The 26112-nt window shown below is 32.3% G+C and carries 25 protein-coding genes and 1 riboswitch; of the genes, 8 read left to right on the top strand and 17 right to left on the bottom strand.

Annotated features, from left to right (window positions below; all coding sequences use genetic code 11):
• Positions 1-155: 155 nt before the first annotated feature.
• Positions 156-1547, bottom strand: coding sequence for a tRNA uridine-5-carboxymethylaminomethyl(34) synthesis GTPase MnmE (mnmE, locus tag Q0870_RS06995; RefSeq protein ID WP_298553713.1), 1392 nt, complete (start codon positions 1545-1547; stop codon positions 156-158).
• A 432-nt stretch (positions 1548-1979) separates the two neighbouring features.
• Here mnmE and Q0870_RS06990 point away from each other — a divergent pair, with 432 nt between their 5' ends.
• Positions 1980-2408 (top strand): hypothetical protein, encoded by a 429-nt coding sequence (locus tag Q0870_RS06990; RefSeq protein ID WP_298553711.1) that lies wholly within the window; start codon positions 1980-1982, stop codon positions 2406-2408.
• On the opposite strand, the gene Q0870_RS06985 is transcribed toward Q0870_RS06990, so the two are convergent.
• The 3 genes from Q0870_RS06985 to Q0870_RS06975 all read right to left on the bottom strand — a co-directional run bounded on the left by Q0870_RS06985 (position 2400) and on the right by Q0870_RS06975 (position 5702).
• The gene (locus Q0870_RS06985; protein ID WP_298553708.1) at positions 2400-3230 is read right to left on the bottom strand and encodes a S1-like domain-containing RNA-binding protein; all 831 of its coding nucleotides are present in this window, start codon (positions 3228-3230) and stop codon (positions 2400-2402) included. The two genes, Q0870_RS06990 and Q0870_RS06985, sit on opposite strands and share 9 nt — an antisense overlap.
• A 275-nt stretch (positions 3231-3505) precedes the next feature.
• Positions 3506-3844 carry a DUF2853 family protein gene (locus tag Q0870_RS06980; RefSeq protein ID WP_298553705.1) on the bottom strand — a complete coding sequence of 113 codons (339 nt, stop codon included), beginning with the start codon at positions 3842-3844 and terminating at the stop codon, positions 3506-3508.
• 97 nt (positions 3845-3941) lie between these two features.
• Positions 3942-5702, bottom strand: a complete 1761-nt coding sequence (locus Q0870_RS06975) for a thiamine pyrophosphate-binding protein (protein WP_298553702.1) — start codon at positions 5700-5702, stop codon at positions 3942-3944.
• 94 nt (positions 5703-5796) lie between these two features.
• Here Q0870_RS06975 and Q0870_RS06970 point away from each other — a divergent pair, with 94 nt between their 5' ends.
• Complete coding sequence (locus Q0870_RS06970) at positions 5797-6396, top strand: hypothetical protein (protein WP_298553699.1); 600 nt, start codon at positions 5797-5799, stop codon at positions 6394-6396.
• A 40-nt stretch (positions 6397-6436) separates the two neighbouring features.
• Here the strand turns inward: Q0870_RS06970 and Q0870_RS06965 are convergent, their stop codons facing one another.
• The 5 genes from Q0870_RS06965 to Q0870_RS06945 form a co-directional block, all read right to left on the bottom strand.
• A complete protein-coding gene (locus Q0870_RS06965) occupies positions 6437-7558 on the bottom strand; it encodes a chorismate-binding protein (protein ID WP_298553697.1) in 1122 nt (373 codons plus the stop codon).
• Positions 7558-7983, bottom strand: a complete 426-nt coding sequence (locus Q0870_RS06960) for a hotdog fold thioesterase (protein WP_298553695.1) — start codon at positions 7981-7983, stop codon at positions 7558-7560. Before Q0870_RS06960 ends, Q0870_RS06965 begins: the two co-directional genes overlap by 1 nt.
• A 427-nt stretch (positions 7984-8410) precedes the next feature.
• Positions 8411-8707, bottom strand: a complete 297-nt coding sequence (locus Q0870_RS06955) for a hypothetical protein (RefSeq protein WP_298553694.1) — start codon at positions 8705-8707, stop codon at positions 8411-8413.
• A 149-nt stretch (positions 8708-8856) separates the two neighbouring features.
• Positions 8857-9930, bottom strand: a complete 1074-nt coding sequence (cydB, locus tag Q0870_RS06950) for a cytochrome d ubiquinol oxidase subunit II (protein ID WP_298553692.1) — start codon at positions 9928-9930, stop codon at positions 8857-8859.
• Positions 9931-9933: 3 nt separating this feature from the next.
• Positions 9934-11265: a cytochrome ubiquinol oxidase subunit I gene (locus tag Q0870_RS06945; RefSeq protein ID WP_298553690.1), complete on the bottom strand. Its 1332-nt coding sequence runs from the start codon at positions 11263-11265 to the stop codon at positions 9934-9936.
• A 156-nt stretch (positions 11266-11421) separates the two neighbouring features.
• On the opposite strand from Q0870_RS06945, the gene Q0870_RS06940 reads away from it, so the two are divergent.
• A complete protein-coding gene (locus Q0870_RS06940; protein WP_298553688.1) occupies positions 11422-12282 on the top strand; it encodes an AraC family transcriptional regulator in 861 nt (286 codons plus the stop codon).
• Between the two features lie 8 nt (positions 12283-12290).
• Here Q0870_RS06940 and Q0870_RS06935 read toward each other — a convergent pair whose 3' ends face one another.
• Entirely contained in the window at positions 12291-12779 is a 489-nt protein-coding gene (locus tag Q0870_RS06935; protein WP_298553684.1) for a PAS domain-containing protein, read from the bottom strand.
• A 104-nt stretch (positions 12780-12883) separates the two neighbouring features.
• Positions 12884-13013: riboswitch (cobalamin riboswitch) on the bottom strand.
• Between the two features lie 28 nt (positions 13014-13041).
• Positions 13042-13647 carry a pyridoxamine 5'-phosphate oxidase family protein gene (locus Q0870_RS06930; RefSeq protein ID WP_298553681.1) on the bottom strand — a complete coding sequence of 202 codons (606 nt, stop codon included), beginning with the start codon at positions 13645-13647 and terminating at the stop codon, positions 13042-13044.
• A gap of 156 nt (positions 13648-13803) precedes the next feature.
• On the opposite strand from Q0870_RS06930, the gene Q0870_RS06925 reads away from it, so the two are divergent.
• Positions 13804-14160, top strand: coding sequence for a hypothetical protein (locus tag Q0870_RS06925; RefSeq protein WP_298553678.1), 357 nt, complete (start codon positions 13804-13806; stop codon positions 14158-14160).
• Here Q0870_RS06925 and Q0870_RS06920 read toward each other — a convergent pair.
• The gene (locus Q0870_RS06920; RefSeq protein ID WP_298553675.1) at positions 14153-15100 is read right to left on the bottom strand and encodes a nitronate monooxygenase; all 948 of its coding nucleotides are present in this window, start codon (positions 15098-15100) and stop codon (positions 14153-14155) included. The genes Q0870_RS06925 and Q0870_RS06920 overlap by 8 nt on opposite strands.
• A gap of 173 nt (positions 15101-15273) precedes the next feature.
• Here Q0870_RS06920 and Q0870_RS06915 point away from each other — a divergent pair, with 173 nt between their 5' ends.
• Positions 15274-15774 (top strand): nicotinate-nucleotide adenylyltransferase, encoded by a 501-nt coding sequence (locus Q0870_RS06915; protein ID WP_298553671.1) that lies wholly within the window; start codon positions 15274-15276, stop codon positions 15772-15774.
• A 22-nt stretch (positions 15775-15796) separates the two neighbouring features.
• On the opposite strand, the gene Q0870_RS06910 is transcribed toward Q0870_RS06915, so the two are convergent.
• The 5 genes from Q0870_RS06910 to dnaK form a co-directional block, all read right to left on the bottom strand.
• Positions 15797-17026 (bottom strand): class I SAM-dependent rRNA methyltransferase, encoded by a 1230-nt coding sequence (locus Q0870_RS06910; RefSeq protein ID WP_298553668.1) that lies wholly within the window; start codon positions 17024-17026, stop codon positions 15797-15799.
• Positions 17027-17150: 124 nt separating this feature from the next.
• Positions 17151-18323 carry a T9SS type A sorting domain-containing protein gene (locus tag Q0870_RS06905; RefSeq protein WP_298553666.1) on the bottom strand — a complete coding sequence of 391 codons (1173 nt, stop codon included), beginning with the start codon at positions 18321-18323 and terminating at the stop codon, positions 17151-17153.
• A gap of 230 nt (positions 18324-18553) precedes the next feature.
• Positions 18554-19786, bottom strand: a complete 1233-nt coding sequence (locus tag Q0870_RS06900; protein ID WP_298553664.1) for a T9SS type A sorting domain-containing protein — start codon at positions 19784-19786, stop codon at positions 18554-18556.
• A 246-nt stretch (positions 19787-20032) separates the two neighbouring features.
• Complete coding sequence (locus tag Q0870_RS06895; protein WP_298553662.1) at positions 20033-20617, bottom strand: hypothetical protein; 585 nt, start codon at positions 20615-20617, stop codon at positions 20033-20035.
• A gap of 99 nt (positions 20618-20716) precedes the next feature.
• Positions 20717-22624 (bottom strand): molecular chaperone DnaK, encoded by a 1908-nt coding sequence (gene dnaK, locus Q0870_RS06890; RefSeq protein ID WP_298553659.1) that lies wholly within the window; start codon positions 22622-22624, stop codon positions 20717-20719.
• 460 nt (positions 22625-23084) lie between these two features.
• Between dnaK and panB the strand changes: the two genes are divergently transcribed.
• The 3 genes from panB to Q0870_RS06875 all read left to right on the top strand — a co-directional run bounded on the left by panB (position 23085) and on the right by Q0870_RS06875 (position 26103).
• Positions 23085-23903 carry a 3-methyl-2-oxobutanoate hydroxymethyltransferase gene (panB, locus tag Q0870_RS06885; protein WP_298553657.1) on the top strand — a complete coding sequence of 273 codons (819 nt, stop codon included), beginning with the start codon at positions 23085-23087 and terminating at the stop codon, positions 23901-23903.
• Positions 23904-23992: 89 nt separating this feature from the next.
• Complete coding sequence (locus Q0870_RS06880; RefSeq protein ID WP_298553656.1) at positions 23993-24694, top strand: RluA family pseudouridine synthase; 702 nt, start codon at positions 23993-23995, stop codon at positions 24692-24694.
• Positions 24695-24723: 29 nt separating this feature from the next.
• On the top strand, positions 24724-26103 hold the full coding sequence (locus Q0870_RS06875) for an aldehyde dehydrogenase (protein ID WP_298553654.1): 1380 nt from the start codon (positions 24724-24726) through the stop codon (positions 26101-26103).
• Positions 26104-26112 lie beyond the last annotated feature (9 nt).

Here is a 26112-nt window from a genome sequence, read left to right as displayed (position 1 = left end):
GTTTAAAGTGCGAATTTATGTAATTTATCGTTAAAAACAATCTTTTTATCGATTTATTTTTAATACAATCAAATAATTATAAGCTTTTACTTACTTAAAATAAAAATAATGTTGTTAAATATTTAAGCAAAAAAGAGGTAGAAGTATTAATATATCTACTTCCCAATACAGAAATTAGCAAAGATATTACCCAACAAATCATCATTAGTAATTTCACCAGTAATTTCACCAAAGTGATACAAAGCCTGGCGAATATCAATAGCTAATAAGTCGCCTGATAATCCAGAATCTAAACCCTGTTGGACTTTATCAATCTCTTCAAAAGCTTTCAATAAAGAGTCATAATGTCGAGAATTTGTAACTATAGTATCATTATTTCTTAGCGCACCAGTATTTACAAAACTGAGTAACAGGTTTTTAAGCCCGTAAACTCCGCTCCCACTTTTTGCAGACAACAAAGTAAGATTTAGTATATCAGACTTAAGCGCAGTTTTTTCCTCCTCAGAAACCTTATCAACTTTATTAGCAATTATAACAAGTGGCTTTTGCGGATATTTATTTTTTATTTTCTCAATTTCAACTTTAAAGGTTGTACTTGTCGTTTTAAAATCCGAAGCATCAAACAAATAAATAACTACTTGGGCTTGGTCTATTTTCTCAAAGGTTTTCTTAATACCAATACTTTCTACAACATCTTTGGTTTCTCTTATACCTGCAGTATCAATAAACCGGAAACCAATCCCTCCTATTGAAATTTCATCTTCAATAGTATCTCTAGTCGTACCTGCAATATCAGAAACTATGGCACGTTCCTCGTTCAATAACGCATTTAAAAGTGTAGATTTTCCAACATTAGGCTCTCCAACAATGGCCACTGGAATTCCGTTTTTAATCACATTACCAACAGCAAAACTATCTATTAAACGTTTCAATACAAACCGAATGCGCTCTATTAAATCTTTAAACTGAGTTCTATCTGCAAATTCAACATCCTCTTCAGCAAAATCGAGTTCTAATTCAATTAAAGATGCAAAATTTAAAAGTTCTTCGCGCAGTTTAGCAATTTCTGATGAAAAACCACCACGCATTTGTTGCATAGCAATTTGATGAGACGCTTCATTATCACTAGAAATTAAATCGGCAACAGCTTCAGCTTGCGATAAATCTAATTTAGCGTTTAAAAAAGCACGAAGCGTAAATTCACCCGCAGTTGCCATTCTGCCCCCCTTCCTGACAAATAATTGTATTATTTCCTGTTGGATATAATTTGAACCATGACAAGACACCTCTACAACATCCTCTCCTGTATAAGAATTAGGATTTTTAAAAACGGAAACCAAAACTTCATCAATAGTTCTACCTTCGTCGATAATATGACCCAAATGAATGGTATGTGTTTTTTGAACGCTAAGCGTCTTTTGGCTTTTTATAGATTGAAAACACGAATCTACTATCGTTATAGCATCCGTCCCAGAGAGTCTAACCACAGCAATAGCACCTGCACCAGAGGGTGTTGCTAAAGCTACAATAGTGTCTTGATTTATCATGTGGCAAAAATACTAAATTTGGAATGCTATTCACTAAAACTTCAAACACAAAACCATTAAATTAATTTCTTAAAAAGACTTCTTTAAATTACGAAATTAGTAAATGTTAAAGTTAAAACACTGTTACCTGATAAACATTAAGCAATGAATAGATTTAAAACCTAACAATTCATTAATTAAACACACTAAAACCCCAATTTTTTTTGATTTTTTTTATCAATCAAAAAGAATATTACATAATAATTTAACTATCAAACATTTAACCTATTATGCTATACAGGCATTACATATTTGCAAGCGCTATTTCAAAACATCATTTTTTTTGAAATTTCTGTGACTTATTATTATTTTTTGTGTCATAATTTAGGTAACTCAAATTTGCCATTTAAATTTTAACTCACCTAGAGCAACGAGGAATAGATTTGCAACAAAATGAAAATAATAGAATCTGATTTTTCAAATCAAATTATTAAATTCGTAGAGAGTCAATTAGGGAACATCTTTTTTTTCAACCATGTAGCGGTTGTTGAGCTTAATGAAGGAGTTCATTTTGATATGAATAATGCTTCAATAATAATTGATGAATTAAACTCTTATTTCGGAAACTCGCAACCTTACGGCGTTATTGCTAATCGTGTTAATTCATATTCAGTAAATCTTATAGATACGCCTCAATATAAAGAAAAAGCAAAAAATTTATATGCCTATGGTGTTGTTGGACACGATTTAGCAGGAAAAATGAATGCCGAAATAGAAAATGACTTTTGCGTTTCAGAAAAAGTAGATTACGACAATATTTACGAAGCTATAAATAACGTTTACAACAAAATAAAAAGTAGTAGTTTATTTTCTTTAAACTAGATAAATACCATCTGGTTTAATTTCAATTAAACGCTTTTTATACAAAGTCCCCACGGCCTTTTTAAAGTTCTTTTTACTCATCTGTAAAAGGTCTTTTATAGCTTCTGGGCTAGATTTATCAGTTAAATTTAAGTAGCCACTATTATCTTGTAGTTCTTTCATTATAAGGTCTGCATTAGGTTCTATATTTCTATAACCTACTTGACCTAAAGCAATATCAAGCTTATTACCAAGCCTTACTTTTTTAACTATCCCTTTAAGTTTATCACCAATACTTAAATCTTTAAAAATACTGTCTTTGTAAATCAAACCCATATGGATTTTATTCACAATAACATTCATGCCAATATCAGATGGATGCGACACTATCAAATCTACTTCATCAAATTCACTAACCGTTAACTCACTATTATCTAAAAAACGGTTTGTTTTACTCGATGCCACTAACCTATCCGTCTTCTCATCCAAGTAACAATGTACCAAATACCAACCACCTTGCTTCATTTTAAAAGCTTGCTCACTAAAAGGGCAAAACAATTCCTTTACCAAACCCCAATCTAAAAAAGCACCATAATCAGTCACTTGGTTACAACGCAATAATGCAAATTCGCCACGCTTAACATAAGGCATATCTGTGGTAGCAACGGGGCGTTGTTCATTATCTAAATACACAAAAACATCAAGCTTTTCCCAAATTTTAAATGCTTCTGGCACGTAGCGATTTGGCAATAACACCTGGTTATCCTCATCATCAATCAAATAAGCACCGTGTTCGGTTTCGCGAAGTATTTCTAACGTATTTATTTCCCCTAATTTTATCATGCCGCAAAGGTAACAATTTTTCAATCTTAAGCTAAGTTTATAACCACTCAACTTACACTGTTTTTCTATATATTTATTTGGGCGCAACCCTTTAAGGTCGGGCTTTTACTACTCGCTTCCTCCTGCGTCGGCGAGCTCAAACATACCGTTCAATCCCTTGCGCGCTTAATTACAACATTAGTAAAAGAGTCAACACTTTAAATAATCTCAACATTTTAAACAAAAAAAAAGCGCTACAATTATGCAGCGCTTAAATATTATATATAAACAGATTTCTAGTAAACAGACTCTTTACCAAAATGCTTAGTTAGCATATAGTAAACTACAGCTCTATACTTATTACGGTTAGATTTACCATAAGTTTCCATTACAGATGCAATACCTGCATCCAATTTAGGGCCGTCACTCAATCCTAATTTTTTAATTAAGAAATTGTTTTTTACTGTAGCAAGCTCTGACTCATCCGAACCTGAAACCGTTGAAGCATCAGCATTGTAAATTGATGGTCCACAACCAATAGTAACTTTTGTTAATAAATCCATGTCTGCGTTAACTCCGCATTTGTCTTTTAAATCTGCAGCATATTTTACAATAAGCTCATCTCTTTTACTCATAATGATTTCTTTTAATGTGTTAGAAAATAATTTAAATTGATAACCGTTCTAAAGATAACTATTTTTTAGACACAATAATTACCTTCAAGTCACAATATTACTTTACAAAGTCAAAGTAATTTAAAAGCACCTCGTCATTAATCCGTTTAGGTGTAAAAATTTCTAATAATTTTGGTTGATTATCTTCAGAATAAAACGATTTTAAAGCCAACTTCAAAGTCTTTTCATCTTTAGCCAATTCATACTTAAAGCCATACATTTTACATAAATGCTCAGCAGTTAAATCATGATTTGTTTCAAAATAAGCATCAAAATTATCAGTATTTTTATGCCCTGGCAATATTCTAAAAATACCGCCACCTTTGTTGTTTACAATAATAATTCTGAAGTTTTTAGGAATGTAATTATTCCAAAGTGCGTTACTATCGTAAAAAAAGCTTAAATCGCCAGTTATAAGAACCGTAGGCTTATCATTTACCACAGCACAACCAATGGCTGTAGATGTACTTCCATCAATACCACTAGTACCTCTGTTACAAAACACGTCTATGGTTTTATTTATTTTAAATAACTGCATATACCGAATGGTTGAACTGTTACCAGATTGCAAAATATAGGTCTCAGGAATCGATTTTAAAACGGTATTAAACACTTTAAAGTCTGAAAACGGGATAGTTTCCATATAAGCCTTGTGTCTTTTTGTTCTGTGTTGCTTAACAGCTGTCCAAGTTTGTTTATAAGTACTTTTTACGTAATGCGTAACTCTTGGTAAAAACGCCTCAAAAAATTCACTAGGTGTATTTTTTATATGATTATCTAAACAGAAAAACGTATCGTTTGCCATTTTACTATCAATATGCCAATGGTGTTTAGGTTGGTATTTACGCAAAAATTGTTTGATCTTTTTAGAAACAATTAAGCCACCAAACGTCATTAAAATATCAGGTTGCAATTGTTGCTTTTCATCTTCGGTAAGTGGTGCAATCAACTTATCAATACTTGGAAAAAAATCGGGATGATGTAAATTAGATGTTGTTTCAGTAAGTACTATAACGCTTTCATCTTCTGCAAATTCATTTAACCATTTCTGTTTAATAGCGTTAGGCGTATTCACACCAACCAAAATCATTTTTTTTGAAGCCACATTCCAACCTTCTATACAAGATTTTAAAACATAGTCTTCAATTTCTTCAGGCTTTACCTTAACATCAACTACCTTAGGAGAAACACTTAATGCATCTACCATTTCATAAAGCGGTTCATCAAAAGGCACATTAATATGCACAGGTCCTTTTTTAATACGTGTTAAATTTATAGCAGTATTTATTTCCTCTTCATTATACGTTTGTATATCTTTTTGTAAACCCAATAAACGTTCAAATTTGTCTTCTAAATTTTTAAAAATTGGAAGTTCTTCGTTTTCAGATACTTGTTTTTCTTCTTTTAAATCCAACTTCAAATTAGCCGAATATAAAATATGGTTTTCAAAAACATTTTTCTGATTTATGGTTTGCCCGTCCCTTATGCCAACTAAATGTTTTGGTCTATCTGCCGATAAAACTATTAAAGGAATATCACTATAAAAAGCTTCAGCTACAGCAGGATAATAATTCAACAAAGCACTTCCAGAAGTACAAACTACTGCTGTTGACTCTTGAATTTGTTGCGCAATCCCTAAAGCAAAAAAAGCAGCACAACGCTCATCAACAATGCTGTAACATTTAAAAAATGAATCGTGCGTAAAACCAATTGTTAAAGGTGCATTTCTACTACCAGGGGAAATTACAATGTGCTTAACCCCTTTGGCTTTACAAAGTTCAATTACAGTTTGTGCAAGCGGAATTTTAGGATTTATCATGTAATTTTCTGTGTAGCTACAAAAATACGGAATAGCAAATAACTTAGTATTCTTAAAAAACTATATTTTCAAAATATTAACTAAATAATTTTCAATGAACTTAAAACCTACTCAAATTAAACATGCCGCTTTTTTTGTATGCGTATTAGTGTTTTTTAATTGCTCTAAAGACGATGATAATGAAAACAACTCTTCAAGTTGTGATGAATCTGAGATTTCCTTTTTAAAAAAAGGTAACTCTTGGACTTATAACATTGAAACTTTGGGTACAGATAATGGGGAAGTCTCTCTAACCATAAAAGGTTGTAATGGAGAAGGCTTTTCTATAGATAAAGAAGCAAAAAACTCAACCTTTAGTGAAGTACTAACTGGAACAGATTTATGGACAGAGACTGATGAATTTATTTTAGCCGACGCTGGAATAAATGTTGATGCAAAAATATACAAAAAGAACTCCCAATTAGGAGATGTATGGATGCATACACAAGCAGACGGAGGTGTTGCTACTCATGAAGTTATTAGTATCGATTCTTTAGTTACAGTTCCGGCAGGTACATTTTCTTGTGTAGTATATAAATATACGGCAACAGATATTATTAACGAATCGTTTGTTTTTTGGAATGATGAAATAGGACAAATTAAAGAAGACGCTGGTTTCTTTAGTTTAGAGTTGGCAGAGTATTCTACTAATTAAATCTAATAATAAATATAGATTAAAGTGTTGTAAATATTTTTTACAACACTTTTTTTATAATTTTTGTTTTACTTACCGTTTCCTCCCATTCCTTTTCAGCATCAGAGCTTTCGGTAATACCACCACCAACATAAATAAGTGCTTGCTTATTTTTTAGTTGCATACAACGCAAATTCACATAAAGCTGAGTGCTATTTCGTTTTACAGAATATGCCCTATTTTCAATATTACGTTTACTAGAACGTGGTGCAATAGTTGTTTCGCCATTTAATTCGCCTAAAAAACCTGTGTAGAATTCGCGATTATAATTTTCATGTTTTAAAATAAATTGTTTAGCTAACTGCTTTGGTAATCCGCAAACAGCAGGTGTTGGGTGTAAAGCTTCTATAATATTTTTTAAAGGCGTTTCTTTTTTTAGCTGTGCAGAAATCATGGTTTTTAAATGTACCAAATTACCCGCTTTTACGGTTTCAACATCCGAAACTTTAAAACTCTCCACCGAGGGTTTTAAATTATCAACTATAAAATCGGTTACAAATTGCTGTTCTTGTTGTTCTTTATTTTGCCAAACCACATCTAAGTTACCTTTGTAATCTTGTGTGCCCGCCAATGCCATAATTGAAAATCGATTACCTTCAATTTTTATTAAGGTTTCTGGTGTAGCACCTAACCACAGTCCTACTTTTGGATGATACCAGCAATATACAAATGCCGATTTATACGCTGCTAAAAGGCCTTTAAAAATTTCAATTGGGTTTTCCTCAGAAAGACTTATGGTTTCCTGTCTAGACAACACTACTTTCTTTAAGTCTGAGGTATTAATGGCTTCAACACCTTGTTTTACAAGGTTGATATGAAAATCTTTAGATGCAGTTAAAGCTGAGTCGTTTTCTAAGTGGGTTCCTGCCTGCGCGGGAATGACAGAAAACTGAGAACAACTAATAATTTCTGAAGTATTATCAGGAAGCAAAACCGTTTTTTCAATAGCATCAAACGGAGAAAACACAAATCCTTTTTCGGTAAAATTTTTAGTAAAAATTAAATCATTATGGCGCTGAAGCATTGCCGTAACCACTTCCCTGTTAGGTTTTCTATACGCTACAAATGGTAATTGATTAATGAAATGCGCTTCAATACGCTCAAAAAAATCGTTTGAAGTCATTATTTCTTTTTAGGTAACGAAATGGTGGTTAACTTACATAATGATATTAAGTTATCATTATCATCCGTTACACGAATTTCAAATAATTGTGTGGTGCGTCCTTTATGGATAAATACCGCTTTAGCATACACATTACCAGTACGTACACTCTTTAAATGATTGGCAGAAATTTCTATACCACGTACAAAAAACTCTTTGGTATCTAAAAACATTTCGGCTGCAAAACTTCCTGTAGTTTCGGCTAATGCCACTGTTGCTCCACCATGAAGTACGCCATCTGGTTGATGTACTTTTGATGTTACTGGCATTTTTAATGTTAAAAAATCATCACCAAAGTCAATCATTTCAATCTCTAAAGTCTCTATCAGAGTATTTTTAGTCATAGATTGAAAGCGTCCTATGAGAGTTTTTTTAGATAATTGCATAGAAATACTGTATTTTTAAATCGTGCTTGTAAAAGTACAAAATGCTTGAATAATCGGGACTAAATTTTAATTTCAATTTGTCATTCCGACGAAGGAGGAATCGCATAACATATTTTGAAAATTTATGATTGAATTTATTGACGGACATCACACCTATTATGTTTACATAATTACTAACAAGTTTTTCTTTTATTCCTTATTCTATTGTCAATTTTTCAGCTTGTGGTCAATGATAAGATATACGTCGTTTTAATAACTCAACTCAGGCGAAAAACAAAGTTAGAACTTTTCTTACTTAACTAAAAGTGAAGTTATAAGCAGTTGTAAACAAAAAAACTCCTTCCAAAATCTTGGAAGGTGCTTATATTCAAATCTCATTCGAATTTTCTATATCAAATAACAAAACAGTTTATAAATATGATGAAGGTTATTTAAAAAATCTAGTTATTAATTTATGACTTAAAAATACCGCATTGGCGCCTCCTAGAAAAGACATTAACGTGTTTATAACAAATAAGAACACATCAACACTTCCAGATGCCATAATTACTTGTGGGTTAAAACCTAAGCGCCCAAAAACTTTAATAAAAAGAATGCCGCCAAAAACACCAGCAATCGTATTACCAATAAAACCTAATGAATACTTTTTAAAAAGAAAGCCAAAACTATTCCCACCTATAATCCCAATAAAAATACTTATTAAAGAAATTAAAGTATCTGTCATAAACTTAAAACTATATTTGATAATACATTCATTAGAATGTCTGGTTGAACGCAGTCGAAACCTTTTAATTTTTATAACTTTAAGACCTTTCGACTGCGCTCAAGGTGACAACTAAAACTAATTTATAAATCAAAATCAAGTTCAAAACTTTAATGACCATAATCCATATGGTCAATCTTGCCGCCCATTAATCTTTTTTGCACAATCATATATACAAAAATTAGAATAATGCCAATAATTCCCCAACCTATGGCTACAGATAATCCATACTCTGAAGCTGCTGTGTTATAAATGGATAGTGATTCATTTACATCATTTATAGATGGCAACAATACCGGAAATAATGAGGCTAATGATGATGAAATACCGCCAATTATCAATAAGGTTGAACATATAAAACCATAGTTATCTTTCTTGAATTTTTTAATAAAAAATAGGCCAATTAAACCTGTTAGATATAGCATTGGAAATATTAATAAATATGGCTTTTCAGTAAAATTACTTAATGCTTTTGGGTTTACTATTTGCCAACACACTAAAGATACTATCGTCAATACCAATAAAGTAACGTTTAATTTAAAAATGACATTTTTTAGTTTAGAGTTTATACTTGCATTGGTTTTAATAATAATCCAATTGGCTCCATGAATGGTGAGCGTAACAACACTTATAAAACCAATAATTAGTGTAAACCAATCAATAACTCCAGGGTTTTCAGTTAAAGGACTAAAACTTGAATTCCACAACGGTAAGAAAAAGAAATGTGCTTCGTGTGTTGAAACGCCTTGCTCAACCACTCCTAAATTTACACCTCTTACAATATTACCCAAGGCAATACCAAAAAACAAAGCTAGTAACAGGCTTGATACACCAAAGGATTTATCCCAAATATCTTTCCACATTTGATAATTAAATTGACTTCTAAATTCTAAGCCAATTGCCCTAAAAATAATAAGCCATAGCACCAAAATTAATGGCAAATAAAACCCACTAAATACCGATGCATAAAAAGTTGGAAATGCCATAAATAACATACCACCAGCGGCGACTAGCCAAACTTCGTTTGAGTCCCAGAACAAACCAGCAGATTTTGCAACAACCTCTTTATCTTTTTCTGACTTTGCATAAAACAAATGAATGATTCCAGCACCAAAATCATAACCGTCTAACACAAAAAACATAGCCAAAACAACTGCTATAATTAAAAACCAAAATATTTCCATAAGTTAATGTGTTTGATGTTTTGGACCTTGATGAATAGTTTTTCCAACCAGTATTAAAAATAATAGTCCTAGAAGCATATATAAGGCTACAAAACCTAATAAAGTAAATAACGTATTTCCTGATGATACGGTAGGCGAAACGCCATCTGCAGTTCGCAATAAACCATAAACCAAAAAAGGTTGACGCCCTAATTCTGCAACATACCAACCCGTAATATTTGCAATGTATGGAAATGGTACTAAAAACATAATAGCCCAAAGTAATGGCTTGATAGTATATATTTTTTTTCGCCACAAGAAGAATGCAGAAAGACTCATCAATCCAATAAAAATAGTACCTAAACCAACCATTATGTGATATGAATAATACAGTGCTGGAATATTATCGGGCAACTCTTCTGCCTCAAAATGGTCCATACCAACAATTTGCTTATCCCAATCTTGATAGGTTAAAAAGCTAAGAATATTAGGAACTGCTAATTTATTGTCCAACTTTTTCTCAACCATATTAGGTTGGCCAACTAAGACTATTTCGGCACCTGCTTCTTCGGTTTCAAAAATACCTTCCATTGCAGCAAAAGATGCTGGTTGGTATTTTGCTACATTTTTAGCGTTCCAATCGCCTGTTGGAAAAGCGACAAGCAAACTTGAAACTAATCCAAAAATGACTCCCGTTTTTAAAAACAGTTTTCCATGTTCTATATTTTTATTTCTTAAAATGTAAAAAGCTCCAATACTCGCCACAACAAAAGATGATGTAACCACGGATGCCATTTGATTATGCAAAAAAGCAGGTAGCAACCAAGGGTTAGTAAATAATGCTGAAAAATTTTCCAAAACAAATTTACCATTATCCAGAATTTCATAACCTACGGGGTGTTGCATCCAAGCGTTTGTAGCCAATATAAAATAACCACTAGCCCAAGACCCTAAAAAGACTAAAAATCCAGTAAGAAAATGTAATTTTTGCCCCATTAACTTTTCACCAAAAATAAAGAGTGCCAAAAAAGAGGATTCTAAAAAGAATGAAAACATGCCTTCCATAGCCAAGGTTTGTCCAATTATACCACCTGTAAGTTCTGAGAATTTTGCCCAATTAGTACCAAATTGAAATTCCATGGGAATTCCTGTTATAACACCCATAGTAAAATTAACCGCAAAAATTTTCATAAAAAACTTTGCTGCATCATTATACTTCTCTAATTTCTTTCTTAAATACAAGCCTTTATAAAAAACTATAATCAAGGATAACCCCATAGTTAACTGAGGGAAAATGTAGTGGAACGTGATAGTAAATGCAAACTGCAGTCTATCATAAAATAGCATGTCTTCCATAGTTCAAATTTATGAAAAGATTTAATGAATTTTGACTAAAGAGCTTATTGATTTAACGTATTTTTTCATCACTTACAAACAAGAAATCAAAGTTAGCAAGATTGGAAAAGTTTCTATTTTAGTTTCTGAATATATTTGTGGTATTAATACAAAAAAATGAAACGGAAACAATCCAATAAAGCCTTTTACGAACAAAAACTAAATGTAATTATTGAATTTATAAACAATAATTTGGATAGTAAAATTGACGTAAAAACGCTTGCTGAGATGTCACATTTTTCACCGTTTCATTTTCATCGTATTACTAGAGCTCTTTTGGGAGAACCTATTGGCGCTTACATTTCTAGAACGCGACTAGAAACAGCGGCGAAAATAATTCGATATTCATCAGAGGATATTGAATCGATAGCTTATCGTGTAGGTTTTGAAACGCCTTCATCTTTATCAAAAGCTTTTAAAAATTATTTTGGGGTGTCACCAACTGAGTATCGAAAAAACAAATTATTCACATTCAAAAAAACGAATATTATGAAAACAACATTAAATATTAAGAAACCAAAAATTGAGGATATAGATGATAAACAATGCCTGTATTACCGTATGCAAGGTGCATATCAAACTCTTGATTATGCCAGTGCATGGGAAAAATTATGGGGGCAAGTAAAAGCACAAAAACTATTTACAAAAGGGATTCAAATGATTGGCTTGCCACACGATGACCCAAAAGTTACAGATGACAATAAAATTAGGTATGACGCTTGTTTAATTATTCATAAGGATGCCAAACCTACGGGAGATATTGGTATAAAAACGATAAAAGGTGGTCAATTTGCTGTGTTTTTATACCAAGGTTCTTATAAATACATCGCCGAAGTTTACGACTATATTTTTAACGATTGGTTATTAAATAATAATTATGAGCTACGCGACGCTCCTGTAAGAGAGCGTTATATTAGTCATCCTGATAGAGTTGTTGAGGAAAAACTTAAAACAGAGTTTTATATTCCTGTGAAGTAACATTTAAGCTACATAGTTATCTGATTTTCTAAAGCTAAAAGATGGGTTGTTTTATTTCTTTCATCTTTTAGCTGATAGATTTTTATTTCGCAATTATATGGAGTGCCATTTTTCTTGTAATTAATAATTTGTACTTTAAAGTGTTTACCAGATTTTAAATGTGTTCTAATGGCTTTTTTAGTGTTTTCGGAGGAATCTTTTCCTTGCAAAAAATTAGGCTTTTTTCCTTTTGTAGAATTGGCAGGATATCCTGTCATTTTAGTAAACCCTTTGTTTACCCATTTAATCTCTTGATTGAAATTAGTAAGAACTAATGCTTCATAATCATTTTCAGCTAATAGTTTTTCAATATCCAATGTCCAACCAAATTTTTCTTTAAAACCTTTTAAAAACTCAACTTCGATTTGTTTATTAAAATTAATAGCTTGTTCTGCTAAATGCATAGCATAAATATCCCAGCATAATAATGGCCCTCGTAATGGTTTTGATTTGCTCATAGCTTCTTTATTTTGTGCAGTGATATAAAGAAGCAAGAACCAACCATCAAGAAAAATGATAATCGTTTAAATGTATCTTAACTTGGCTCTAAATCGCGAAAGCACTATTTGTCTGTATATAAAGGAAGTATCTGGCTTGTAATTTACATTACTTACAGTTGCGCGACAGCTTGTGATTTTAACACAATTCCTTTTTAGCTAGCAAAAGCTAAACCTTTATAATAAATTCAAAGATATTATTTTATGAATTAATGAGCAAGATTTATAAATCGTTTTCATAACGCTTCTCCATAGCTTCACGAGTTTCTGGTGCCTCAGTAGAACCTAATTGATCTTTTAGCATTTGCCCTATTGTTGGAAATGAATCTCTTTCAATTTGCGCAGATGCATCCCATAGCTTTGAACGCATAAAGGCTTTAGCGCAATGCAAAAAGGATTCTTCAACTGAAACTACAATACATGCTTTTGGTGAGTTATTTTCAGAAGCAAATAAATCTAAATAATTTTTATCAGTGGAAAGATAGGCACTTCCATTAATGCGAAGTGTTTCATTTATCCCTGGAATTAAAAACAATAATCCGATATTTGAAGTCACTACAATATTACTAATACTATCTACCCTATTATTGCCTTTAGAGTCCGGAATAATCAATGTATTTGCATCAATTACTTTTACAAACCCCGAGGCTCCACCCCTTGGTGACGCATCTTGTTTTCCTTTTGCACTTGACGTCGACATCACTAAAAAAGGTGAAGTCTTTATAAAATTAATAGCATGCTTTTCTAAATGGTTCAGCACTTTATCTTTAGCCCTCCCTTTAGGGTAGCCATATAATTCGCGAAGCTGTGATTCATTTTCGATTTTCATAATTTAAAAGTCTTGAAGTGCAAATCAAATTTAATAATTTTAATGTGTAAATAGGCATTAAAACACTTTGAACCAATTAAATTGGGTATTCAACCAGTATTTATAAAACAACTGATAAATATTATCTAAAATTACGTTTTGCATAAATGTTTATATATGAAAATGCTTATCGTATTATTAGCTTTATCATTTACAAGTTTTTGTAGTGCGCAATTTATATCTGAAGATGACGCTTTACATTTTGGAGTGGGTGCTGTAATTTCTAGCACAACATATTCATTAGTTTATTCCAAAACAAAAAATAAGAAAAAAGCCTTTTGGTATAGTTTAGGAATGTCCACTTTAGCTGGATTATCTAAAGAAATTTACGATGGGTTTATTATAGATGGACGATTTGACACAGGAGAAATGATAGCAACCTCACTTGGAGGTTTAACAGCAAGTACGACTCTTCATTTATTTGTTGGTAAAAAAAATAACCAAAAGCTAGAAAATATAGCTTTAGTTAATTAACTAGTTTTTTTACAATATCCTTAGTAGGTAGTATTTTATTGGTGTGTTCAATGCTTGGCCCTGCAACCCAAACCGTTTTATAAGTGGCTTTTGTAGCGGCATTTTTAGTCGCATTCATACCTATTGAAAATCGAATCATTTTTACCCATTTTTTGAGTTTTTTGTTCTTATTTAAAACAGATTCTAACCAGGTTTGTTTAGTCCCAATTTTTTGCACATAAGGTGTGTTGATTACGGTACATGGTGTGCCTGAAATACGCTCTGTCATTACAATATCATCTGCTCCATAATCCACACAGGCTTGTTTATAATCGTGTGTTACATTTGCTTCTTCTGAAGCTATAAAAGGGCTTCCTACAGAAACACCTTCTGCTCCATAGCTTAACATCTCATCTATATCGGCTTTACACCCCACGCCACCAGCAGAAATAACTGGAATGTTACAATTTGTACTCAATTCCTTAATTAAAGCCTCAGGTGATAAGTTTCCTCGGTGGCCTCCAGCCTGGTTGTTAACCGCAATAATAGCATCGCCTCCTAGACCCTCTACTTTTTTGGCAAATTTTAAATCGGTGACATCACAAAACACTTTAATACCTGCTTTATGAGCTTGGTTTATAGTTTCTTCAGGACTTCCTAAAGAGGTAATTATAAAATCGCAACCTTCTTCACAAATTACAGCCAATTGTCCTTTATACTTAACGTTTGATTTATTGACAATTAAATTAAACCCAAAAGAACCACCTTTAGGTTTAGCGGCTTTTAGTTCCCTTAAGGCTATACGCAATTCATCAAGTGTTCTGTAATTTAAGGCAGGAATACAACCTGCAATGCCACCGTTCATAGCCTCCTTAACCATGGCCACATTAGAAACCAAAAACATTGGCGCTTGAATAATGGGGTATTTTATATTTAGAAGTGCTGTAAGTTTAGTTGCCATAATTATTTTTTTCAAATATAGTAAAATATTATGCACGCATAGTAACTGAGATTCAAATAGTTACACTTTTAGGAAGTAATATTACTGTTAAATATCTGGTTTTATGACAATTATCATTTATTTATTATGCATGCATAATTATTTTTGAACTTTGAAATCATTAATAATTTATCATGAAAAAAATAGTCCTAGGTTTATTAGTATTTGGATTAACCATCCAAGTCAGCGCGCAAACAGTCGAATTACCAGAAACTTTAATATCAGTAAATTACAAATATTTAGATGCTACAGATTTAGATGATGTTCCTGAACGCGTTAAAAAATTGGAAAAAGAAGTTCTTAATTATAATAATATAGAACAATCCAAACTTTACGATGATGTACACGATACTTATAGCGTATCCTTTTATGTTCCAGAAGGAAAAATAATAGCCGCGTATGATACCAATGGAAAAATATTAAGAACCATTGAAAAGTACAAAAATGTAAGACTACCTTTAATAGTCATGCAATCCGTTTCAAAACGTTTTCCTAATTGGGGAATCATTGAAGATGTTTACTATATTAATTACCACATTGAAAAAGATTCCTTAAAACAGGAATACAAAATTAAAATTAAAAATGAAGATGAAATTCTTACTGTTAGAACCAATGAAAAAGGGGAATTCATTTAAAAACTTAGAAAAAAATAGAACACTAATTTACAAATCTATAATACCCACATTTTAAGTATACACCTTCTAAAAACCCAATAGGATGATCTATATCATGTTGGGTTTTTAATATTACTTTAAATTGTCTCTTTTTTGATGCTAATATTTGGCTATTAATATCAAAAAATGCTTGGGCTAAAACTCGTGAAGAACAAGATGCTAAAACTAGCAATCCATTTTTAGCGGTTAACTTTTCGCCTAACTCTGCTAATTGTGCATATTTCTTTTTAGCCAATTCAATTTCTGAAGCTTGTTTTGCAAAGCTTGGAGGATCAATAACAACAACATCAAAAGTGATTTTATTTTTAATGAGTTTTTTAAGTTCTTGAAAAGCATCTCCTGCAATGGTTTTGTGCGTTCCAGAATATTTATTTAGTTTGCCATTTTCAATGGCTATTTCTAAAGCTTGTTTACTAATATCCAAACTTGTTACTTCTTTTGCACCGTTTGCTAATGCATGCACAGAAAAACCACCAGCATAAGAGAACACATCTAATACAGTTTGGCCCTTACTCCACTCTCCTACTTGTTTTCTATTGGCTCGATGATCTAAAAAATAACCTGTTTTATGGCCTTTAATGACATTAGCTGAAAAGTTAACACCATGTTCTACAAATTCCACAACTTCGTTTTTTAGTGTACCATAAACGACTTCTCCATTTTTAAGCTGATGCAATTTTGATTTCTCTAAACTTCTGCTTAACCTAATTACTACGGTTTTAGCTTTTGAAATTTGTTGCAAACTTAGAATTATAGACTCTAAATATGGTAACCAGGTTTCAGAATAAATCTTTACAACTAGAACAGATGCATAAACATCGGCGATTAAACCTGGAAAACCATCATTTTCACCAAATAATAATCTATAGCTATTGGTATTTGTTTTTAGTAAAGGTTGCCTTTTATGATAAGCATTGCTGATTTTATTATGGAAAAATGTGTCATTAATCTCAGCTTTTTCATGACTACTATGAAGCATTTTAATCCGAATTGGAGAATTAGCATCATACAAGCCCAAGCCGATAACTCGGTTTTTATTTTTACTAAAAATAATGGCTAAATCGCCTGATTTCGCATCCTTACTTATTTTGGTAATGTTATTTGAAAACACCCATGGATGCCCTTGTAAAACAAACTGTTCTCCTTTTGAGTTTAGTTTTACGGCTAAACGTTTAGGATTATAACTTGATATTATTTGTGATGATAATGACATACTTTATTGTATGCATCAAAAGTATTGGTTTTGTAGAGATTAAAAAATTATCAACGCTATCTTATTAAAATGCACCTTATATTTTTTAAAACAAGGTGCATCAATAAGAAATAAACAAAAGTTTCTAGTGTTTTACAATTTTCTTTATAACTTGATTTCCTTCCGTATATATTTTCAAAAGGTATAAACCGTCTGTTAAATTTGAAATGTCGACACCATGATTAACAACCTCTAATTGGTTTATCCTTAATCCCTTTGTGTCAAATAACTCGAACGTATAAGGAGAATTATGATTCGCTATATTAATGATATCTTTTGTTGGGTTAGGAAATACAGATATTTTATTATAACTTTTAGAGTCAATATGCAATACACTGTTTGCAAAAACCCTACTACTTCCATTGCCGTAGTTAAATGCTAGTAATTCATCCCAAATAAAATCTATTGTACTTTGAAAATTAGCTTGTACCAATCCGTTTACAGTGTTTGGAATGGTGTAGGTTGATGGCGCTTTTTCTTCATAAATTGCCATATAAGTTATGAGACTAGCTAGGAAATAAAGTGTTGGCTCTCCGTGTGGTGCATTATCTTCATATAATTCTAAAATTGGGATTTGATTTAGGGGTGTATCCATTAACAATTTACTCAATATAGGCCCAACAGGTATCATCCTAACATTTTCGTTTGGACGTGCTGCTTGAACAAAGTCTTGATAATCAATCCACCAATCGTGAAAACCTCCTAAAGTATAATTATTATAGTTTTCGAATTCAGGTTCTGATGGTGGAAAACTTTCCCCAGCAATAAAACCAGCCATATCAGGCCAATTCTCATAAATATAAGTTATTGCTTCTTCTTCTTGACTATCAATCCAATCTACAATTTCTAAAGTAGCAGATAAAGGAGATGTAGTTGGATTTCCATGATAGTTAACATTTGATGGTTGATCTTGTGCAAAATTTGCAGCTGTTAATAGAATGGTATTAAAATTTGCATCAGTAAAATCCTCAGTGTCAGATTCCCAGGCTGAAGCCACTTCACTAAACCCCCATTGAGCTGTAGGTGGTAGATTTGCGTGTTGTGGTAAGAATCCATATTGTCCTGAAACTGAAACACTATGTCCTGCTTCTTGAGATAATAAGTGTAACCAATGAGGCACTGTGGTTTCATCAGAATCTGTAGCATGAACAATAAGACTATGTCCAAAAATATACATAGTTTTATCCTGTTGAGCTATTGTTTTACTAGAAACAACAAGACATAATAATACTAAGGTAAATTGTAGTAGGTTTTTCATTGTGTAATAATTTTATGATTTGGTATTTATTATAAAACAATTAAATAGTAAAAAATCCTACCCTGTTTGTGCTAAAAAATTACACTTTTTTATAACTAATTAATAATTAAACACATACATCGTAAGTAGTTCAATAAATTTAAAATATAAAACCATGAATAAAAAGCTCTTTCATGAGTAACAACATAAAAAAAAGCAACCATTCAAGATTGCTTTTACTTAATACTAATTTATTTTTTTATTAATTTCTTTATAGTGGTGTTATAATTCTCATCTTCTAATTTAATAAAATAAAGTCCGTTAGACAATTCAGAAATATCTAAACTAGAATTACTAAACTTATTCTTTTTTATCACTTTTTCACCATTAGTATTATAAACTTCTATATTAATTAAACTTGTCAATACAGAAAAATTTACAACACCTTCACTTGGGTTTGGAAAAATATCTACTAAAACATTTTCATTACTATAGTCTACATTAAGTGGATTATTAGCAAAAACACGACTTTGCCCATTACTATAATTAAAGGCAAGTAGTTCGTTCCATATAAAATCAATAGTGCCTTGATAATTTGCTTGAACCACAGGGCTAACAGGATTAACGGTATCACTAGTAGGTATTATATAAGTTGCAGGCAACTTTTCCTCGTATATAGCCATATAAGTTATTAAAGCCGCTAAAAAATATATGGTAGGCCTACCATGAGGAGAATCATCTTCATATAAAGTTTCAGCGGTAATAGCATTTAATGGCGTTTCGGTTAATAGTTTACTAATAATTGGCCCAACAGGTATCATTTTTATATTATCGTTAGGCCTTGCCGATTGTATAAAGTCATGATAATCTATCCACCAATCATGAAAACTCCCTAAAGCTATTTCATGATAGTTTTCAAATTCTGCTTCACTAGGCGGAAACTCGCCATCCTCTGTTAATACTAAGCCATTCATATTTGGCCAGTTTTCATATATATATTGAACCGCGTTTGGCTCTTCCGCCTTTGCCCAATCTAATATGTTTAGAATAGAAGCTAATGGGCTTGTATGACTATTTGGACCATCATAATTCTGATTTGATGGTTTATATTGTATAAAATTTGCTGCTGTAATAAGAATAACATCAAAATCGACTTCAGAAAAATCCTCATTATCAGAATTCCATGCTTGAGCAACATGGTCAAAATTCCATTGGGCTCTAACAGTTTCGTTTGCCGTTCGATCTTCATGATTTGGTAAAAACCCGTATTGTCCACTAACTCCTATTGAACTCCCCGCATTTTCTGCTAAAAAATGTAGCCAATGCGGTACGCTAGTTTCATCGGATGGTGTTGGAATTGTTGGAGGATCATGAACAATTAAACTATGCCCAAAAATATACATGGTTTTGTCCTGTTGGGCTATAGTTTTATTAGTAACAACAAGGCATAATAATACTAAGGTTAATTGTAGTAGGTTTTTCATTGTGTAATAATTTTCGATTTGGTATTTATTATATAACAACTTCGATGCAAAAAATCCTACCTTGTTTGCTATAAAAATTTATGTTTTTTATAATCATCTAATAATCAAACACAAATAAAAAAATATCGTGAATAATTCAATAACTTTAAAATAGAAAACCATAAATAAAATGTTTTCCATTGGGGTAACTCCATAAAAAAAGCAACCATTTCTGATTGCGTTTTAGAATTTAATTTTAATTGCTAATTATATATCATCCGATTCTGGGTCAAAAGCTATTTCTCCTTTATACTCTAAAGAAAATGATACGCTGTTAAATGTTCCAGAGCCCGATATTGTGTATTCATCACCATTTTTCACAACATTAATTGTAGCATTACTGAAAGTATCTTCATATGTATATTCAACCGAATTATCAAAATCATCGTACCAATCTTGATTATTAAAAGTTTGATTAATCAAAGCATAAGGCTCATGTACATAAAAAGGCGCAAATTCAATAGAATTTTTAGTATGTAAGTAATCTCCATTTTCTATTGGAGCTGTTTCACTTATTAGAGAAAAAGCCAAAATAGAGCCTGTTCCATCTACATAAGTTTCACCTGAACTAAAACTAAAATCCATCCCTTTACTTAAAAAAGCTAAATCAAAATAATAGAAATCAGCAGGTTCGCCATTTGTTTCAAAATAAGATATAACTTTACTTATCTCGTATTCTTCGCCATTTAATACTAACTTGTTTTGAAGGATTACTTCTGATTTTGAATCATCACTAGAACACGAGGTTAATACTAATACTAATGCAATAAATAATAAATTAATTTTTTTCATGATATGAGGTTTGTTTATGGTTCATAAATAGTAGAAATTTTATATGAAAAAAGCGTTAACATTAAAATGTAAACGCTTTTATATTCAATCTAAATATTTTTACTTCACTTCTTCGAAGTCTACATCCTCAACATCATTACCTTCAGCTTGAGCTTGCTCTCCCGCACCAGCATCTGGTCCTGGTTGTGCGCCACCTTGAGCTTCGGCTTGTGCTTTATACATCTCTTCAGAAGCAACTTTCCAAGCTTCGTTAATTTTATCTAAAGCAGGTGTAATTACTTCTAAATCTTTAGACTCATAAGCCGTTTTTAATTCTGCTAAAGCATCAACGATTGGTTGCTTTTTATCTTCTGATAATTTATCACCAAACTCTTCTAATTGTTTTTCCGTTTGGAAAATCATGCCGTCAGCTTCATTTAATTTATCAGCAGTTTCCTTTGCTGCTTTATCCGCTTCAGCATTTGCTTCAGCATCCGCTTTCATTTTCTCAATTTCTTCTTCACTTAATCCAGAAGAGGCTTCAATACGAATATCTTGTTTCTTTCCAGTTGCTTTATCTTCAGCCGATACTTTAATGATACCATTGGCATCAATATCAAACGTTACTTCAATTTGTGGCGTTCCACGTCTTGCTGGTGGAATATCACTTAAATGAAAACGTCCAATAGTTTTATTATCTGCCGCCATAGCACGTTCACCTTGTAATACGTGAATTTCAACAGAAGGCTGATTATCTGCCGCTGTCGAGAATACTTGAGATTTCTTAGTAGGAATCGTAGTATTTGCTTCAATCAACTTCGTAAATACATTACCCATAGTTTCGATACCAAGAGATAAAGGTGTTACATCTAAAAGTAATACATCTTTAACATCTCCAGTTAATACACCACCTTGGATACCAGCACCTAGCGATACAACTTCATCAGGATTAACACCTTTACTTGGTGCTTTTCCAAAGAATTTCTCAACTGCCGCTTGTACAGCAGGAATACGTGTAGAACCACCTACTAAAATCACTTCATCAATATCATTAATTGATAAACCAGCTGCTTTTAATGCTGTTTGACAAGGCTCGATTGTACGTTTTACTAAATCGTCAATTAATTTTTCGAAAGCAGAACGTGTTAGCGTGCGTACCAAGTGCTTAGGTCCACTAGCAGTAGCCGTAATATAAGGTAAGTTAATTTCTGTTTGAGCAGAAGAAGATAATTCAATCTTTGCTTTTTCAGCAGCTTCTTTTAAACGTTGTAAAGACATTGGGTCTTTACGTAAATCCATATTCTCTTCAGCATTAAACTCGTCAGCTAACCAGTTGATGATTTTTTCATCAACATCATCACCACCTAAGTGTGTGTCTCCATCTGTAGACAAAACTTCAAATACACCATCACCTAATTCAAGGATAGATACGTCATGTGTTCCTCCACCAAAGTCAAAAACCACTATTTTCTGGTCCGTACCTTTTTTGTCCATACCGTATGCTAAAGCAGCAGCAGTAGGCTCATTAATAATACGCTCTACTTTTAAACCAGCAATTTCACCAGCTTCTTTAGTCGCTTGACGTTGTGAATCATTAAAATAAGCAGGCACCGTAATAACCGCTCTAGAAACATCAGTTCCTAAATAATCCTCAGCCGTTTTCTTCATTTTTTGAAGAATCATAGCACTTAATTCTTGTGGCGTGTATAAACGGCCATCAATATCAACTCTAGGTGTATCGTTATCACCTTTTACAACTTTATAAGGTACACGTTCTGCCTCTTTTTTAGACTCAGAATATTTATTCCCCATAAAACGTTTAATAGAATACACCGTTTTTGTTGGGTTTGTTACCGCTTGTCTTTTTGCTGGATCACCAACTTTAATTTCGCCGCCTTCTACAAAAGCGATTACCGATGGTGTAGTACGTTTACCTTCCGCGTTTGGGATAACAACAGGCTCGTTACCTTCCATCACAGAAACGCAAGAGTTTGTTGTTCCTAAATCGATTCCAATAATTTTACTCATAATATATTTTAATTTTGAATGTTCATTTTTAATTTCAAGTTGTATAAGTCAATCATTATGCCAACTCAAAATATATGACACAGTGGCAGATTCTTATCATTTATCAGTCACAGCAGGAGTTTTCAAAGTATTATCGTGTCATTTTTTTGGGCGCAACCACAAGGGTCGGGCTTTCACTACTCAATCCCTCCTACGTCGGGGATTTCAAACATGCCGTTCAATCCCTTGCGCGGGCATACCTAAAAGCAATAACACACAAATAAGTAGCTATTACAAATCCGTAAAATTTCTTTATAAAACAATAAAAAAAATCAGTTCCAGTTACAATTTTCAGATTTCATCAAACGTATTCAACTTTGCGTCTTAGCACCTTTGCGCGATAAAAAACCCCACATCAAAGAAAACTCCAAAAGTATCTTCTTAATTTAGTATTTTTACAAGCAAACTAAATAAAACATACATGTCTGTAGCCAAAAAAGAATACAAACGCATTACCGTAAAAACATTAGTAGATATGAAAGCCAATGGCGAAAAAATATCTATGCTTACGGCCTACGACTATACCATGGCAAAAATTGTTGATGGCGCGGGAATAGACGTTATTCTTGTTGGAGATTCTGCAAGTAATGTTATGGCAGGACATGAAACGACGTTGCCTATTACCCTAGACCAAATGATTTATCATGCATCTTCAGTAATTCGTGCAGCACATCGTAGCTTAGTAGTTGTAGATTTACCTTTTGGAAGCTACCAAAGTGACCCTAAAGAAGCTTTACGTTCTGCTATTAGAATTATGAAAGAAAGTGGTGGACACTCTGTAAAACTTGAAGGTGGTAAAGAAGTAAAAGAATCTATAAAACGTATTTTAAATGCAGGAATTCCTGTAATGGGGCATTTAGGTTTAACACCGCAATCTATTTATAAATTTGGAACGTATACTGTTCGTGCTAAAGAAGAACAAGAAGCAGAACAATTACTCGAAGACGCCAAAATGTTAGAGCGTATAGGTTGTTTTGCTATAGTTTTAGAAAAAATTCCAGCCGATTTAGCTAAACAAGTTGCAGAAAGTGTAAGTATTCCTATTATTGGTATTGGAGCTGGCCCGCACGTAGACGGTCAAGTTTTAGTTTTACATGATATGCTTGGAATGACTCACGAATTTAATCCTAGATTTTTACGAAGATACCTTCACATGTATGATGAAATGACGAAAGCTATTTCTAATTATGTTGATGATGTAAAATCGCAAGATTTCCCTAATGAAAGTGAACAGTATTAAATTCTCAGTCGTAGTCTCAGCAGGTAGTCCAACTCAACACCTCAAAAACTTTGCGTCTTAACGCCTTTGCGCGATAAAAATCACAAATCGTGGCACAAAAAATTATTTCCAATAAAAACAACCTTCAAATTTTATTTGAAGACAATCATATCATCATCGTAAATAAACGCGCAGGCGATATTGTACAAGGCGATAAAACTGGAGATAAACCCCTAAGTGATGTTGTAAAAGAATATATAAAGGACAAATACAACAAACCAGGAAACGTTTATTTAGGCACTGTACACCGTTTAGACAGACCAACAACAGGTCTTGTTATTTTTGCAAAAACGAGTAAAGCGCTTCCTAGATTAAATAAATTATTTCTTTCTAAAGACATTAAAAAAACCTATTGGGCTATTGTAAAAAACGAGCCACAAAAACAGGAAGACACGCTTATTCATTGGTTAAAAAAGAATCCAAAAAACAATAAATCAAGAGCACATTCAAAAGAAATTCCAGAAAGTAAAAAAGCCATTCTTCATTATAAAATCATAAAAAAATTAGATAATTATTTTTTACTAGAAGTTAATTTAGAAACCGGTAGACATCATCAAATTCGAGTACAACTATCAACTATTGGTTGTCCAATTAAAGGCGATTTAAAATATGGTTTTGATAGGAGTAACAAAGATGCAAGCATCAGTTTACACGCCAGACATATTGAATTTATTCATCCTGTAAAAAAAGAACCCGTTTCAATTGATGCGCCTTTACCCAATGATGCTATTTGGAATGCTTGTTTAGTATAATTTGAATATCTTTAAAAAAACACTTTACATTGAATAACATCTCAAACATACTTAATAAACAACAGCAGTTTTTTAAATCCCAAAAAACTAAAGATGTTGATTATAGACTTTCACTTTTAAAAGCATTAAAATCTAAAATTTTAGCTCATGAAAATGATATTTTAGATGCGCTTTACAAAGATTTTAAAAAATCAGAATTTGAAGCCTATTTAAGTGAATTTGGACTGGTTATTTCTGAATTAAATTTAGCCATAAAAAACCTTAAACGTTGGTCGAAACCAAAACGAATTAAAGCATCATTATTAACCTTTCCTTCTAGAGATTACGTATACAAAGAACCTTACGGAACTGTGCTAGTTATTGCCCCTTGGAATTATCCTTTCCTCTTGGCTATGGAACCGTTAATAATGGCTATAGCAGCGGGAAATACGATTGTTTTAAAACCAAGTGAGCTCACCCAAAATACATCACAAATAATAACAAAAATTATTCGCAATGTATTCCCTGAAACTACAGCTGTTTCTATTGAAGGCGGCGTGGAAACCTCAACTAAATTATTAGCCCAAAAATGGGATTATATATTCTTTACGGGTAGCACTAAAGTTGGCAAAATTGTTGCCAAAGCTGCAGCTAAACATTTAACACCTGTTACTTTAGAACTAGGAGGGAAATCACCTTGTATTATTGATGATTCTGTTAATTTAAAACTTGTAGCTAGAAGGCTGGTTTGGGGTAAATTATTAAATGGAGGCCAAACTTGTATTGCTCCTGATTATGTTATAGCAAAAAGCAACATAAAAAAAGAACTCATTGAAGCTTTAAAGTCAGAAATAATTCGACGATATAGGGAAAACCCAAAAACATCACCAGATTTTCCAAGAATTATAAATGAAGCCAACACCAAACGTATTGAAGCTTTAATAAATACTGAAAATATTGTATTTGGAGGAGAAATAAGTACAGAGAATTGCTACATCTCTCCTACCATAATTGATGAACCAAGTTTGGAAAGCAAAATAATGCAAGAAGAAATATTTGGTCCTGTTCTACCAATTTTAACCTTTGAAACCGAAGATGATATTGAAAACACAATATGGGGTTTAGACAAACCTCTATCGCTATATGTGTTTTCAAATGATAAATATTTTGTTGATGAAACCATAAAAAAATACAGTTTTGGAGGTGGGGTAATTAACGATTTATTAATTCATTTTGGAAACCACAGATTACCCCTTGGAGGTGTTGGCGCAAGTGGTATAGGCCAATACCATGGAAAACATGGATTTGATACGTTTTCCAATACAAAGCCTATTATAAAAAGAAGTAATTGGTTTGACCCTTCGTTTAGGTATCCACCTTACAAGGGTAAAATGAGCTTTTTGAAAACCGTATTTAAGTATTTTGGATAATCACCTTCG

Origin of the sequence: uncultured Algibacter sp. (assembly GCF_947487575.1) — a bacterium.
In the GTDB taxonomy this organism is placed as follows: domain Bacteria; phylum Bacteroidota; class Bacteroidia; order Flavobacteriales; family Flavobacteriaceae; genus Algibacter_B.
The sequence above is the reverse complement of the archived record's forward strand: the minus strand, read 5'-3'. Positions and strand labels throughout refer to the sequence as shown.